We start from the raw sequence: 13,973 nt of genomic DNA, 5'->3' as shown, positions 1-13,973 counted from the left end.
TCCTCCTTGTTCTCTTCCGCACACCGTAACCCCGTCTCCCGCTGGGACAATGAAGCCATGCCGCATGATTCCGCCATCGACCCCCGTGTGAGTGAGGTCATTGACTGGTTTGCGCGCGAGGCGCGTGATTTGCCATGGCGCCGTGAGGACTGCTCGGCGTGGGGTGTCCTCGTCTCTGAAGTGATGTTGCAGCAAACGCCAGTGGCCAGGGTTGAGCCCGTTTGGCGACGTTGGCTCGACAGGTGGCCTACCCCGGCAGCCCTCGCAGCGAGCAGCCAGGCTGATGCGGTGCGTGCGTGGGACCGGCTGGGATATCCGCGTCGCGCCAAGCGTCTGTGGGAGTGCGCGCACACGCTGGTGGAGCGCCATGGCGGAGAAGTTCCACGCGATCCTGATGCACTCTTGGCGCTCCCTGGCGTCGGCGACTACACGGCGAATGCCATCCTCGCGTTCGCCTTCGGTGAGCGCGCCGTCGTGCTCGACACGAACGTGCGTCGCGTCATCGGCCGTGCGTGGCGTGCGCAGCCGTTGCCCACCGCTCACATGACCCGTGCGGAACGGGAGCAGGCGGCGGCGCTGGTGCCGGCATCGGCGCGGCTGTCCGTGGAGTGGAACGCCGGCTCGATGGAACTGGGGGCTTTGGTGTGCACGGCGCGGGCGCCCCGGTGTGGGGAGTGTCCTTTGCGCGATGAGTGTGCGTGGGTGGCGGCGGGCTCTCCTGGGCTGGATGAGGCACCGCGGCGAACGCAGGCGTGGCATGGGACGGACAGGCAGGTGCGCGGGCGCATGATGGCGCTATTGCGTGCGGCCGATGCTCCGGTGGTGTTGGATTCGCATCCTGATCTTGGTGACGTGGAGGCCGAGCAGCGCGAGCGTTGCCTGGAGTCGCTAGTCCGGGACGGTCTCATTCAAGTGCAAGAAAGCGCCCCGGCCACGTACACCCTCTAACCCCTCCTCTCTTCCCCTCCTCTCTTCCCCGCGAAATGGCTCCATTTCGCTGTCTAGAGGATGCATAACAGCGAGATTTTGCCACTTCGCCAAGGACCCCGGACCGGGTGTCGAGGATCGCGCGATTGTCGCCAATGCGCACATGCCATAGCCCGGACGGGGCTTGCCGATGAGTGTGGAATCCGGTTGTCTGCGAGCTCAACGAGAGCCTTCGCGACGGCTGCCCCCATCCATGCCAAGTGGCTCTTTTTCGATGTCTAGAGGACGCAAAACAGCGAAATGGAGCCACTTGGCGAAAGGGAGAGGGTGGAGTTGGGGGTGGGTGTGCTTACTGGTGGTGCGTGCCGTGGACGGCGTGCGGCTCGATGGCTGCGATCTCGTCGTCAGTCAAAGGTGCAAAGTCGAGCGACGCGACGGTATCCCGCAGCTGCTTGGCGGACGATGCGCCCACCAGCGCCGAGGTCACATGGTCTCCACGCAGCACCCACTGAATCGCCAACTGCGCGAGGGTCTGGCCGCGGCCCTTGGCAATGTCGTTGAGAGCACCCACGCGCTCAAGGTACGTGGGGGTCAACTGGTTCTCACTGAGGAACTGCGAGTGCGTGGCGCGAGAGCCCTCGGGCACTCCATCGAGGTAGCGGTCAGTGAGCATGCCCTGCGCGAGCGGGGAGAACACGATCGAGCCCATCCCCTCGGACTCGAGGGTGTCGAGCAATCCATCCTCCGGGGTGCGCTCAAACATCGAGTACGGGAACTGGTTGATGAGGATGGGCGTGCCGAGTTCGCGCGCGATCCGGACGGCCTCGCGCGTCTGCTCGGGCCCGTAGTTGGAGATGCCCGCATACAAGGCGCGGCCGCTGCGCACGGCAGTGTCCAGCGCCCCGATGGTCTCCTCGAGCGGCGTCTCTGGGTCAAAGCGGTGCGAGTAAAACATGTCCACATAGTCCAGCTGCATGCGCTTGAGCGACTGATCGAGCGAGGCGAGCATGTACTTGCGTGAACCCCACTCGCCGTAGGGGCCGGGCCACATGTCGTAACCGGCTTTTGTCGAGATCAGGATCTCGTCGCGGTACGGCGCCAGGTCTTGGCGGAAGATGCGACCAAAGTTCTCCTCGGCTGAACCTGGTGGCGGGCCATAGTTGTTGGCGAGGTCGTAGTGCGTGACGCCAAGATCAAAGGCCGTTCGGATGGTCTCGCGCATCGTGTCGGTGTTGTTGGCGCCACCAAAGTTGTGCCACAGTCCCAGGCTCACGCCTGGGAGCTTCAGGCCCGACTTGCCGGTACGGCGGTACTGCATGGTCTCGTAGCGATCGTCAGCGGCGACGTGAGGTGTGTGGGTCATGTTTCTAGATTAGAGCCGATGCCGGGGTTGCGCTGACCGGGTGGTAAGTAGCGGAGCGAGCGAGGCGCCGGACATCCCTGGTATGAATCAACCTGCAGACAACATCAAGGTGGAGGAACGGGCTCACCCCATCATCGATACGAGGAAGTGAAATGCTAGAAGTCTTGACGGCTCGATCTTTGACGGTGACGTACCCCGGCCGAGATGTCCCGGTTCTCAAGAACGTCGACTTGACCTTGCAGGCTGGACGGATCCACGGTCTACTGGGCCGCAACGGAGCTGGCAAATCCACGCTCATGCACACGCTGCTAGACCTACAGCCAGCCATATCCGGTCACGTTGATCGCGCGCCTGGAGTCAGGGCTGGGTGGTGCGCTCAGAAGCTGGTCATTGATTGGTTCCTCGGTGTCACGGACAACGTCCTCCTTGGCGCACGGCTGCGCGGTCTCACGGGTAGAAAGGCTCGAGATGCTGCCCTTGAGGCGCTCTCAGCCGTGGGGTTGGCCGGCAAGGCAGGCCGCGGCCCCGAGGAACTATCAGGGGGAGAGCAGCAGCGCCTGATGATTGCACGCACGCTGGCGTATGCGCCTGATCTTTACGTTCTTGACGAGCCTTTCGTCGGCCTGGATGCGTTGGTGAAGGAGAATCTGATGTCCATTCTCCGGGAACGTGCCGAAGCGGGAGCCAGCATCCTCGTGAGTTCGCATGAACTGGATGTTCTGGGTAGCGAGATGCACGACCTCACACTTTTGGACGAAGGTTCGGTGGTGTTCGGTGGATCCACTCAGGGCTTTCTGGAGTACTTTGTGCCGCTGGATACGGTGACGTTCGTTTTGCGCCATCCCGCCAGTGAGGGACTCCTCGAGGCACTCGGCGATATCGAGCATCACGCTGAAGGTGACACTTTGAGTGTCCGCGTCGAGTCCGGAGGTTTGATCGGTGAACTCGTGGCCCTCGTGGCTGCACGGGCCGAGGTTCTCGATGTGACGAGAAACAAGCCGACGTTGAACGATGCGATCAGAGCCGCCTACGACCACCCCGGTCAGCACAGCAAAGAGGCGCGCAAATGAGCGGAGTTCTGTCCGGCGCGGCTCTGACTGCTGAGTTCGAGATCAAGGCGGCGAACCTCCTGACATGGCGCGGCATCGTGCGTTTGGCGGCCGAGCCGATCTTCTACTCCGCCTTCGTGGTGACGGCGCTCGCTTCCCGCGGCGGTGCGGTCCAGACTGACCTTGCAGCGTTCCTGGCCGTAGGAGTGATCGGCATTCAGTGTGTGCGGATGATGACGCAAGTCATCTTCCGTTGGACACTGGAGCGGAAGTGGTCACTGGGTAGCCTCAAGCTCAGCTCCGGCGTCCCGAGGGTCGGCTACTACGTGGGGATGCTGTTCGTGCCCCTGGTCTCGCTGATGTTCCAAGTCTTGTGTGTGTTGATGGTTGTCTTCTTCATCACATCGTTCCAGCTGGAGTTGCAAGTGCTTCCGCTTATCGCGGGGGTGTCAATATGTGGCCTCTTTTGGTCCGCCGTGGGATGTCTCATCACCGCGATCATCAAGTCCTACAAGACCCGTGATTTTGTGGTCGCAATGATGTTCACTCCGTTGATGTTCAGCGCGCCCACGTTGTACTCGCTGGAACAAGTGCCGCAGTTCCTACGCGCTATCGCAGCAGCGAATCCCCTGACGTATCAACTGGAGTTTCTGCGTTCGGTAGCGGACGGAGAGTGGGTCGTGAGCCAGACGGCCATCGTGCTCGCGATGACCATTGCCATGGTGCTCATCGGCTACGTCAGCACGGGACGGATGCGGACCGTCTCCAATGAGGGCTAGGTGGGACAGCCAGTCTTCCTAGGAGCAAAACTTGTCGTCGAGCAACCTCATGATGGCAGCGACAAGGTCGCATCGGCCCGGTACAGGCTGTACCCGGCCCTCACCTGCAATAGTCTGACCTCAGGATCGCGTTTCTATCGAGGAGGATCACCATGGATGCAGCGCTGTGGGTCGCTGTGATTGCTTTGGCCGCCGTTTTTATCCCGTCGGGATTTGTCCACTTGGTGCGCGGTAAGGCGCGCTCGATCGAACTGGGCCAGGAATGGGCCAACGATTTTGAGGACAAGCACGTGAGGCTGATTGGTGCCGCGGAGATCGTGGGTTCCATTGCTGTGGTGTTGTTCCCCATCATCGGCTTTATCCCGTGGATCGTCCCGGTGGCCGCTGCGGGTCTGATGGTCATTGCGGGCGGCGCGACCTTCGTTCACATCCGTCGCGGGGACCCCCTCGCGAACATCACCGTGCCGGCCTTGCTCATGGTGATTGCGCTCATCGTGTTCGTGGGCCGCATCGGTGAGTTCTCGCTCGGCAGTTGAGCATCCCCACCTTATGATGTCCCGCTGAACGCAAGCGTAGACACGCAAAAAGCCCCGGCCCTCCGTGAGGAGAGCCGGGGCTTTTCGCTATCAACGACTAGTCGTTAGCGGCTGCCTGTGCGTCGCCGCCCTTGTCGTCGGGGCCACCGTCTTCACGCGGCACATCGGCGCCTTCGTTGTCACGGCCACCCACACGCACTTCACGTTCCTCGGCGGGGATGTCGGCGTCGCTGAGGAGGTCGTCACGGTCAATGCCCGTGAAGGTGAACTCGCCCAGGATGCCTTCGCCCTCGGCGTCGACCTGAACCAACTGGCCCGAGGTGACTTCACCGAAGAGGATCTTCTCGGACAGCGGGTCTTCGATCTCACGCTGCAAGGCACGACGCAATGGACGGGCACCGAGCACGGGGTCGTAGCCCTTCTCTGCGAGCAGTCGCTTCGCGGCATCCGTGAGTTCGATCGCCATGTCCTTGTCGCGCATGCGCTCGTCGAGACGCGCGACCATCAGGTCGACGATCTCCACGATCTCGTCCTGCGTGAGCTGCGGGAAGACCACCACGTTGTCAACACGGTTCAGGAACTCAGGCTTGAAGTGCTCCTTGAGCTTTCCGTTGACCAGCTTGGTCATCTCGTCGTAGGTGTGGCCGGTCTCGGACTGAACCGAGAAGCCTGTGGCCTGACGACGCGAGATGGTGTCGGCACCAAGGTTGGTGGTCATGATCACGATGGTGTTCTTGAAGTTCACCTCGCGGCCCTGAGAGTCGGTGAGCTTACCGTCTTCCAGGATCTGCAGCAGCGAGTTGAAGATGTCGGGGTGAGCCTTCTCGACCTCGTCGAACAGCACCACGGAGAACGGCTTGCGGCGCACCTTCTCGGTGAGCTGGCCGCCCTCTTCGAAGCCGACGTAGCCGGGAGGGGCACCAAAGAGGCGAGCAACGGTGTGCTTCTCTCCGTACTCGGACATGTCGAGCGAGATCAGTGCGTCCTCGTCGCCGAAGAGGAACTCGGCCAGGGTCTTGGCGAGCTCGGTCTTACCGACACCGGTGGGACCAGCGAAGATGAACGAACCACCAGGACGCTTGGGGTCCTTCAGGCCTGCACGGGTACGGCGGATGGACTGAGCGAGGACCTTGATGGCCTGCTCCTGACCGATGACGCGCTTGTGCAGTTCGGATTCCATGGACAGCAGTCGCGAGGACTCGTCGGAGGACACGCGGGTCACCGGCACACCGGTCGACATGGCGAGGACTTCAGCAATCAGTTCCTCGTCCACGACGGCGGCGACGTCGAGGTCACCGGACTTCCAAGCCTCTTCCTTCTCGGAGCGTTCCTCGGACAGGCGGCGCTCGACGTCGCGAAGGTTCGCGGCCTTCTCGAACTGCTGCTCGTCGATGGCCGATTCCTTCTCGCGGCGCACCTCGGAGATCTTCTCGTCGAGGTCACGCAGTTCCGGAGGCGACGTCATGCGGCGAATGCGCAGGCGGGCACCGGCCTCGTCGATCAGGTCGATTGCCTTGTCCGGCAGGAAGCGGTCGGAGATGTAGCGGTCGGCCATCTGTGCGGCGGCCACGATTGCCTCGTCCGTGATGGTGACGCGGTGGAACGCCTCGTAGCGGTCGCGCAGACCCTTGAGGATCTCGATGGCGTGTGCCAGCTCGGGCTCGGGAACCTGGATGGGCTGGAAGCGGCGCTCCAGTGCAGGGTCCTTCTCCACGTGCTTGCGGTACTCGTCCAGCGTGGTGGCACCAATGGTCTGGAGCTCACCGCGAGCGAGCATCGGCTTCAGGATCGAGGCTGCGTCAATGGCGCCCTCGGCTGCACCGGCACCCACCAGGGTGTGGATCTCGTCGATGAACAGGATGATGTCGCCGCGGGTGCGGATCTCCTTGAGGACCTTCTTGAGGCGTTCCTCGAAATCACCGCGGTAGCGCGAACCGGCCACCAGCGAACCAAGGTCCAGCGTGTAGAGGTGCTTGTCCTTGAGGGTCTCGGGCACGTCGCCGCGCACGATTGCCTGGGCCAGGCCCTCGACCACGGCAGTCTTACCGACGCCGGGCTCACCGATCAGGACGGGGTTGTTCTTGGTGCGGCGGCTCAGGACCTGCATGACGCGTTCCTGGATCATCTCGCGGCCCACAACGGGGTCGAGCTTTCCTTCGCGTGCGGCCTGCGTGTAGTTACGGCCGAACTGGTCCAGGACGGTCGAGCCGGCGGGCGTGCCCTCGGCAGGGCCGGCTCCAGCGGTGGCGGGCTCCTTGCCTTCGTAGCCGCTCAGCAGTTGGATGACCTGCTGGCGCACAGAACCGAGGTCCGCGCCCAACTTGTCGAGAACCTTAGCCGCGACGCCTTCACCCTCGCGGATGAGGCCTAGCAGGATGTGCTCGGTGCCGATGTAGTTGTGGCCCAGCTGCAGCGCTTCACGCAGCGACAGTTCCAGAACCTTCTTGGCGCGGGGGGTGAAGGGGATGTGGCCGGATGGGGCGTGCGAGCCCTCGCCGATGATCTCCTGGACCTGCTCGCGCACGGCGTTCAGGGAGATGTCCATGGACTCCAGCGCCTTGGCGGCAACTCCCTCGCCCTCGCGAACTAGACCCAGCAGGATGTGCTCGGTGCCGATGTAGTTGTGGTTGAGCATGCGCGCTTCTTCTTGCGCCAGCACCACGACTCGTCGGGCCCGATCAGTAAACCGCTCGAACATTTCTTCCTCCTCAAGACCAGCCGGCCGATGGCGGGGTCGCCACGTCTGACCGGTATCTGCTGTCAAGGCTAACGAGCGCAGGGGTGCCGATATTGCCGTGTTCGCTAGGGGCATGACCCGTTCACTGTGAGCGTGAGGAGGGCCGATGCCGGTAGGCCGCCCGTAGTCCGGCGCAAGGGGGTGGGGTCGCGGCGGTAGGCACCGCTTGACATATCGATAATCGATATTTATCGTTTATCGATATACGTCGCACACAACGGGGAGGCAATCATGAATGAGGAACGTAGGCTCAGCAAAGCAGACCGAGTCGGCATGTATATGTCCGTGGGACTCGTGGTCGTCGGTGCAGTCATGGCAATCATCGACGCCGTCCGACGCCTCAAAGCAGTGGGGGACGGCACCAACGTGCCAGTGCAAGTGCCCTTGATCGGGGAGACCGCCTCACTACCGCTCGGCCCTGATGGAGCCCCGGTGACGGCAACCGTGGACACCGCCACCGTCATCGTCGCGAATCCTGCGGCCGCAACAGAATTCGCGCTCTATGCGCAACCCATCTGGCAGGCCCTCTTCGTCTGTGCTGGGCTGGTCGTGGCAGCAATCTTCTTCCTCCGGGTAGCCCGTGGCCACGCCTTCTCGCGCGGCGCCGTGCGGCTTGTCTATGGTGCGGTCGCCATCGTTGCCGTGGGTTGGGTTGGAACCTCGATACTGACAAACATGACCACCAACGGCGCGCTCTCTGCCATCAGCGAGTACACCTATGACTCCATCCTCTTCGAGGTGAGTCTCACTCCCATGCTGGGGATCCTGTTGCTTGGCGCTGTCGCCGGAGCGCTCGACATCGGCGAACGTCTCCAGCGAGACACGGAAGGCCTCGTATGAGCCCGGCAGAGTCCAACGAGGACACTGGAATTCACTGCCGACTCGACGAGCTCCTGGAAGCGCGAGGCATGACGCTCACGGCCTTGAGTGACGCGGTGGGCGTCTCCGTGGTGAACCTCTCGGTACTGAAGAATGACCGGGCTAAGGCCATCAGGTACTCAACCTTGGCCGCGATCTGCGACGTGCTCGACTGTGAAGTCGGGGAACTCCTCGTGCGACTGCCTCGGGACTCGGGGCACTAGCGATCCCGCTCCGCTAGTGAGCCCGCTCTACAAGGACGGCAATCTCCTCGCGGCTCGATACTCCAAGTTTGGTGCGGATCGAATCCAACTGACTCTTGACGGTCGACTCGGACACAAAGAGTGCGGCAGCAATGTCAGCGGTCTTGGCGCCGGTGGCGACGTGCCCTGCGACTTCGCGCTCGCGTTCGCTCAGGAGCGCGAGTCGGACCCGCGCCGCATCACGCCTGGAGTGGTCGCCGCCCGCCGTGAGTTGGCTGATCAGCGCGGGTTGGCAGTGGGGTGAGACATAACTGTCGCCGCGAAACACGTGTGCGACGGCTGTTTCGAGGTCCTCGACGGCATATTCCTTGGGGACAAAACCCGCTGCTCCTGCGCGCAGCATGTCCATGAGTACGTCGTCGTGGCCCAAGGCGGTCAACGCGATCACCCGGGTGGGGGCATCGAGTGCACGGATCGCGGCGGTGGCCTCCACCCCAGTCATGCCCGGCATGCTCACATCCATGAGTGCGATGTCGGGTTGCTCGTTCTCGACGGCTGCAATGGCTTCGAGGCCGTTTGAGGCCTCGCCGACAATCTCGATCGCTCCGCTGGTGTCGAGAACAAAGCGCACTTGGCTGCGCACCATCGGGTCGTCGTCAACAATCAACACGCGAGCGCGGGGTGCGCCGTCGGCAGCGGGGGCGGTGCTCATGGCGTCACTCTAGGGCTCGCCGGTGACACGGTGTTGGCTGCGACCTCGGCCGGGTTGATCCACGGCACGGTGACGTCCACGATGAACTCGCCTTCATGCGGTCCCATCCATACGGTTCCTTGTAGTGCTGCCACGCGTTCTTGGATCCCTATGAGCCCAGCTCCTGCTCCACGGCCGCTTCCGTGGTGGGTGCCGGTCACGAGTGGGTTGGTCACCCTGAGGCGTACGCCCGATGCCGGATTGGCTTCTAGGTACAGCGACACTGCGCGGCCGGGTGCGTGCTTCACGGCATTGGTGAGGGCCTCTTGAACAAGGCGATAGACGGCTGCGTCGAGTATTTGGGGTGCTTGAGAGGCGCCATCGAGAATCACGATCGCGTCGACTGGGGTGCCCGCGGCGCGCGTCGCACTGATGACATCTCCTACGGCACGCATTGACTTCAACGGCGTGGGTGCTGCTTGTGGCTCAGTGCGCAGGTCTTGGACCAGTGAGCGCAAGTCAGTGAGCGCTAGCCGCGCCTGCTCTTGCAGTTCTCGGGCCAGCCCCACGGCTCGCTCGTCTCCTTGTTTCACGGAGCGTTCCACGTTGGCGCTCATCATGGACAGGAGTGCTAGCCGATTGGTGAGCCCGTCATGGATCTCGCGGGCGATCTCGCTGCGTTCCGACTGGCGCGCCAGCTCATCACCCAACTGTGTGGCGATGGTGTGTTCGGCATCGGCCCGTGCTCGTTGGCTTTCGGTGGCGCGTTTGCCTACCGCGACCGTGGTGAAGGCGAACGTCGCGCCCAAGCTTGCGAGTGCGATGACGCCGGAGAGCACGATGTCGGATGCCGCGCCGCCGTTGGTGGCGAGCGCCGCCTCATCGCCCCATGAAGTGGTGGCTTCCCGGACCCAGAACAGTGCCACTGCAGCCACGCCAGCGCCGGCGATCCACAGGCGTCGTTCCTTTGAGGCGGCGACCATCGCATGGTGTAGCCCGATGAGCAAGAGCAGGTATTCGGTGCCAATGAGTGCGAGCACGCCACCCGCGACCACCACAACCATGGGGTTGCTGCGCCGGAAGAACACGGTTGCCCACGCGCCGACGCTCACGAGCCACAGCAGTGCCGCACTGCCGGAGACCTCTCCATCGCTCCATGACAGCGGTGGGTTCATCACGGCGATGGTGGTGACGAGGAAACCGAGAACGTACAGCACCACATCCCACGCCCGTTGACCCGACGTGGGTCGCACGGGGGCGGCGAGGGGGGAGAAGGTCATAGCAGTAACCCTAGATCCGTGGTGTGACGTGAGCATCCCCCGTTTGGTCAGCAGTCGTGGCCGATCGGCTACCTGGGTTCACACGAAGGGCCGATGCGCGGAAGTGCCTGGTATCGAGACAGTGTTGGTGCTCCACGACGGAGCCGTGCCGCCGGCCGGTGACACGACATCTCTACCGAGGAAAACATGACTCAGAACCCCACGCCCCCGGCACCTCCGGCCGGCGCACCCCAGCCCGCTCCCGAGGCTCCCCTCGACGCGGCACAAAAGAACACCATCGGCTTGGTCGCCATGATCGTCGCGATCGTGGCCGCCATTTTTGCCTGCATCCCGGGCGCTCTCATTGTCGGCTGGCTGCTGCTGCCCGTCGGCTTCATTCTGGGTATCGTCGCATTGACTCGCCGTGGCCAGAAGAAAGGCATGGGTATCGCGGCTGTCGTCATCTCCGTCGTGGGAACCATCGTCGGCATCATCGTGTTTGTGGCTGTTGCTGCAGGCGCAGTGAACGACGCCCTGGACGATGCCACGGGTGGTGATACCACGGTCGTCACCGAGGAATCGGCCGCCGCACAGGAGGACACGGCCGATGCTGACACGGCCGATGCTGACGAGGCTGAAGCGGAGGAGGAAGTCGCCGAAGCCGAAGAGCCCAGCGAACCCGCCGGAACCCGCGACAACCCCTACGCGTTTGGCGAGACCATCCAGAACGACGACTGGACCATCACGTTGACCTCGCTCAACACCAGCGCGAACGCTGACGTCGCCGCTGCGAACCAGTTCAACGAGGAACCCACCGACGGCACCGTGTGGATCACCCTGGGAGTCGAGGCCACCTACACCGGTACCGACACGGGCAGCACGCTGGGACTGGGCTTTGACTACGTCACCCCTGACGGCACCGTCATCGGCGACCACGACGCACTTGCCTCCGGGCTTGAACCCGAGTTTGACATCCTCGCCGAACTCTACGAAGGCGCCACAGAAGATGGGCTCACCGCGTTCCTGGTGCCCGATGCTGTGGACGGTCTGCTGCGCGTGACGCCAGGCATCTTTGCTGACGACGTGTTCTTCGCTCTTCCGGAGGCCTAGCAGCACCGGGGGACCGCGGGTCAGGTGACGACTGAGGGGCGTCGCCTGACCCGCGTGTGTCGTTCTGGCCTGCGCAACGTCCGATTGCGCAGATGTCGGTGTGGCGAATGCGACAAGCGCCGCGGAATACGGAAAAGTCAGGTTCGACCTCACCAATGACGCTGCTCACGTCCAGGGACTCCCGAGAAAGGCCCTCATGATTGAGGCCAAAGACCTCACCAAGAAGTACGGCAGCAAAACCGCCGTCGACCACGTCACCTTCACCGTCCAGCCCGGGATCGTGACTGGCTTCCTTGGCCCCAATGGCGCAGGCAAGTCAACGACCATGCGCATGATCCTTGGCCTCGATCACCCCAGCTCCGGATCGGTGACCGTCAGCGGCAAGCCTTACGGCAAACTCGCCACCCCGCTCAAAGAGATTGGCGCACTGCTCGCCGACCCCAAGATCGTCATGTTCGACGAGCCTGTCAACGGACTCGATCCCGACGGCGTCGTGTGGGTGCGCCAACTCGCCCGCGAACTGTCGGAGAGCGGCCGGACTGTGTTCTTGTCGAGCCACCTCATGAGTGAAGTGCAACAGACCGCCGATCACGTCATCGTCATCGGCCGCTCGTCGGTGGGAACAATCTTCACCATCGTCGCGCTCGAGCTGATCCTGCCGCCCTTCCTGCCAGCGATGGCCAGCAGTATCGCGAACTGGATCGGAGCCTTTCTCCCTCAGGTGGCAGCGAAGGCCGCGTTGGCTACCGCAACTGTGGACGATGGTTCGATCTCACTGAGCCCCGCGGGGGGTCTGACAGTGCTGATTCTGTGGGGAGTCATTCCGATGGTGGCCGCGTGGATTGTCTTGCGCGTCCGGGACGTCTAACCGGCTTCGCTCCCCATGGGGCCGGGAGGGCCTACGCCTCGACGAGGATCGTCATGGGCCCATCGTTGACGAGTTCAACGTCCATCATGGCGCCAAAGATGCCTGTGCCGACGGTGAGACCGCGCTCGCGAAGCGCTGCCACGACGGCGTCGACGAGCGGTTCGGCAACGGGTCCGGCGGCTGCCCCGTTCCAGGATGGCCGGCGGCCCTTGCGTACGTCTGCGTAGAGAGTGAACTGCGAGACCACAATGACGGGTGCGTTGACGTCGCTGACGGACTTTTCATCGTCCAGAATGCGGAGCTCGGCAATCTTGCGAGCAATGGTCGTCACCTGGTCAGGGCCGTCCTCGTGTGTGGCACCCACAAGCGCCACAATCCCCTGAGAATCAAACGAAGCCGTGACCTCGCCCTCGACTGTGACGGAGGCGCGCTTGGCACGTTGCAGGACGGCACGCATCGGCGCTACCAGCCGCCAGTGTTGTTGCTGCGGCCACCGATGTTCCGACCACCGAACTGCTGCAACTTGGGGCGGACGTCAACAAAGTAGACGATGACAGCAACGATGGCCGCGAACCCCAGAATCCCGCCGATGCCGCCACCAGTACCCAGCGGCCACGGCAGTGCCAGGAAAGCAATGACGGTGGCTGCGCCCAGGATGACCAGCCACCACGTCTTGTTGAGTTTGCCGGCGGCGCGGAACGTCGCATCGGGGTACTTGAACGCGTCAATCAACCCCCACAGCGCACCCACAAAGGCCGCGGCGGAGATAGCGAAGACAATCAGGTTCTGAAGAGTGCCAAACATGAAATCCCAAGCGGTTGAGTGCGGTCAGACTCAGGCCAGTGTAGGGGGAAGCACCATCAGGCCCTCAGCGTGGGCGGCCGCAGCAAGGCGCCGATCCCAGGCAGCAAACACCGGGTTCGCATCACTCAACTGCATGGCGCTGGCTAAGTGGATGGCATCCCCGGCACGGAGCGGACGACGGTCCGTCAAGTCACCTGAAAGCGCTGCGACCTCTGCCGTGACCTCCACGGTCGCGAGCGACGGCCACAGTTCGTCCCACCTGTCGCGGGCCTGCCCAGCGGGAGCGGCATCAAGACGGCCGATGCGCTCGGCAGCGCCCAGCACTGAACGCACCTCGGCATCGGCAATACGGGAGGTCACCACGGCATCGGCCCGGCGCCACAGCGCCACAGCCAACGGCGAGCCGGTCTCAAGGACGCACAACTTCACCAGGGCCGAGGTGTCGAAATAGACCAGCGCCACGGTCTACCTCCGCAGACGGCCGAGCAGGCTGGACAGCGCGTCCTTCGCGGCCTCCGCCTCAGGCAGCCGAGGCACGGCACGCGACTGAGCCGGGGGAGTGAGGACCCCGTCCGCCTCAACCTGGGCGAGCAATGAAGCAGACTCGACTCCACCCAAGCGAGCGATGGGTGTTCCGCGCTCAGTGATGACAACCTCGTCGCCATCCTTGACCGCGTCGAGTGCTTTGGTCAGGTCTTTACGCAACTGCGTCACTGTCAGTTCCACGCTGTCCACCGTAACCCCGGTAGGGGCGCGCGTCACGGCAGGCGCGCTGACAATGGTGTCCGG

The 13,973-nt window shown here is 63.3% G+C and carries 16 protein-coding genes; 8 read left to right on the top strand and 8 right to left on the bottom strand.

Annotated elements, in window-relative coordinates; all coding sequences use genetic code 11:
* The first annotated feature begins 57 nt into the window (after positions 1-57).
* Positions 58-948 (top strand): iron-sulfur binding domain-containing protein, encoded by an 891-nt coding sequence (locus AOP79_RS03140; RefSeq protein WP_062070334.1) that lies wholly within the window; start codon positions 58-60, stop codon positions 946-948.
* 328 nt (positions 949-1,276) lie between these two features.
* Here the strand turns inward: AOP79_RS03140 and AOP79_RS03135 are convergent, their stop codons facing one another.
* The gene (locus AOP79_RS03135) at positions 1,277-2,290 is read right to left on the bottom strand and encodes an aldo/keto reductase (RefSeq protein WP_062070332.1); all 1,014 of its coding nucleotides are present in this window, start codon (positions 2,288-2,290) and stop codon (positions 1,277-1,279) included.
* A 152-nt stretch (positions 2,291-2,442) separates the two neighbouring features.
* Here AOP79_RS03135 and AOP79_RS03130 point away from each other — a divergent pair, with 152 nt between their 5' ends.
* From AOP79_RS03130 to AOP79_RS03120, 3 genes are all read left to right on the top strand, one after another.
* A complete protein-coding gene (locus AOP79_RS03130) occupies positions 2,443-3,360 on the top strand; it encodes a metal ABC transporter ATP-binding protein (RefSeq protein ID WP_062070330.1) in 918 nt (305 codons plus the stop codon).
* Entirely contained in the window at positions 3,357-4,118 is a 762-nt protein-coding gene (locus AOP79_RS03125; RefSeq protein WP_062070328.1) for an ABC transporter permease, read from the top strand. The genes AOP79_RS03130 and AOP79_RS03125 overlap by 4 nt, the downstream gene beginning before the upstream one ends.
* Positions 4,119-4,270: 152 nt before the next feature.
* Positions 4,271-4,654: a DoxX family protein gene (locus AOP79_RS03120; RefSeq protein ID WP_062070327.1), complete on the top strand. Its 384-nt coding sequence runs from the start codon at positions 4,271-4,273 to the stop codon at positions 4,652-4,654.
* 97 nt (positions 4,655-4,751) lie between these two features.
* On the opposite strand, the gene AOP79_RS03115 is transcribed toward AOP79_RS03120, so the two are convergent.
* On the bottom strand, positions 4,752-7,352 hold the full coding sequence (locus AOP79_RS03115) for an ATP-dependent Clp protease ATP-binding subunit (protein WP_082093303.1): 2,601 nt from the start codon (positions 7,350-7,352) through the stop codon (positions 4,752-4,754).
* Positions 7,353-7,622: 270 nt separating this feature from the next.
* Here AOP79_RS03115 and AOP79_RS03110 point away from each other — a divergent pair, with 270 nt between their 5' ends.
* A complete protein-coding gene (locus AOP79_RS03110) occupies positions 7,623-8,231 on the top strand; it encodes a hypothetical protein (protein WP_152647973.1) in 609 nt (202 codons plus the stop codon).
* Positions 8,228-8,473 carry a helix-turn-helix domain-containing protein gene (locus AOP79_RS03105; RefSeq protein WP_062070322.1) on the top strand — a complete coding sequence of 82 codons (246 nt, stop codon included), beginning with the start codon at positions 8,228-8,230 and terminating at the stop codon, positions 8,471-8,473. The genes AOP79_RS03110 and AOP79_RS03105 overlap by 4 nt, the downstream gene beginning before the upstream one ends.
* A gap of 13 nt (positions 8,474-8,486) precedes the next feature.
* On the opposite strand, the gene AOP79_RS03100 is transcribed toward AOP79_RS03105, so the two are convergent.
* Positions 8,487-9,164: a response regulator gene (locus tag AOP79_RS03100; protein ID WP_062070320.1), complete on the bottom strand. Its 678-nt coding sequence runs from the start codon at positions 9,162-9,164 to the stop codon at positions 8,487-8,489.
* A complete protein-coding gene (locus AOP79_RS03095) occupies positions 9,161-10,423 on the bottom strand; it encodes a sensor histidine kinase (RefSeq protein WP_062070318.1) in 1,263 nt (420 codons plus the stop codon). The genes AOP79_RS03100 and AOP79_RS03095 overlap by 4 nt, the downstream gene beginning before the upstream one ends.
* A gap of 186 nt (positions 10,424-10,609) precedes the next feature.
* Here AOP79_RS03095 and AOP79_RS03090 point away from each other — a divergent pair, with 186 nt between their 5' ends.
* Positions 10,610-11,512, top strand: a complete 903-nt coding sequence (locus AOP79_RS03090) for a DUF4190 domain-containing protein (RefSeq protein WP_062070316.1) — start codon at positions 10,610-10,612, stop codon at positions 11,510-11,512.
* A 196-nt stretch (positions 11,513-11,708) separates the two neighbouring features.
* Positions 11,709-12,380 carry an ABC transporter ATP-binding protein gene (locus AOP79_RS03085; protein WP_062070314.1) on the top strand — a complete coding sequence of 224 codons (672 nt, stop codon included), beginning with the start codon at positions 11,709-11,711 and terminating at the stop codon, positions 12,378-12,380.
* A 31-nt stretch (positions 12,381-12,411) separates the two neighbouring features.
* Here the strand turns inward: AOP79_RS03085 and dtd are convergent, their stop codons facing one another.
* From dtd to AOP79_RS03065, 4 genes are read right to left on the bottom strand one after another with little or no spacing between them, the layout of a single operon-like run.
* On the bottom strand, positions 12,412-12,837 hold the full coding sequence (gene dtd / locus AOP79_RS03080; protein ID WP_062070313.1) for a D-aminoacyl-tRNA deacylase: 426 nt from the start codon (positions 12,835-12,837) through the stop codon (positions 12,412-12,414).
* Between the two features lie 5 nt (positions 12,838-12,842).
* Positions 12,843-13,184 carry a DUF2516 family protein gene (locus tag AOP79_RS03075; RefSeq protein ID WP_062070311.1) on the bottom strand — a complete coding sequence of 114 codons (342 nt, stop codon included), beginning with the start codon at positions 13,182-13,184 and terminating at the stop codon, positions 12,843-12,845.
* 30 nt (positions 13,185-13,214) lie between these two features.
* Positions 13,215-13,646 (bottom strand): type II toxin-antitoxin system VapC family toxin, encoded by a 432-nt coding sequence (locus AOP79_RS03070; RefSeq protein WP_062070309.1) that lies wholly within the window; start codon positions 13,644-13,646, stop codon positions 13,215-13,217.
* Between the two features lie 3 nt (positions 13,647-13,649).
* The gene (locus AOP79_RS03065; protein WP_062070307.1) at positions 13,650-13,910 is read right to left on the bottom strand and encodes a type II toxin-antitoxin system Phd/YefM family antitoxin; all 261 of its coding nucleotides are present in this window, start codon (positions 13,908-13,910) and stop codon (positions 13,650-13,652) included.
* Between the last annotated feature and the right edge of the window lie 63 nt (positions 13,911-13,973).

The sequence above is a fragment of the Demequina sediminicola genome (genome assembly GCF_000975055.1).
In the GTDB taxonomy this organism is placed as follows: Bacteria; Actinomycetota; Actinomycetes; order Actinomycetales; family Demequinaceae; genus Demequina; species Demequina sediminicola.
Note: the sequence above shows the minus strand (reverse complement) of the source record. Positions and strands in the feature narration are given on the sequence as shown.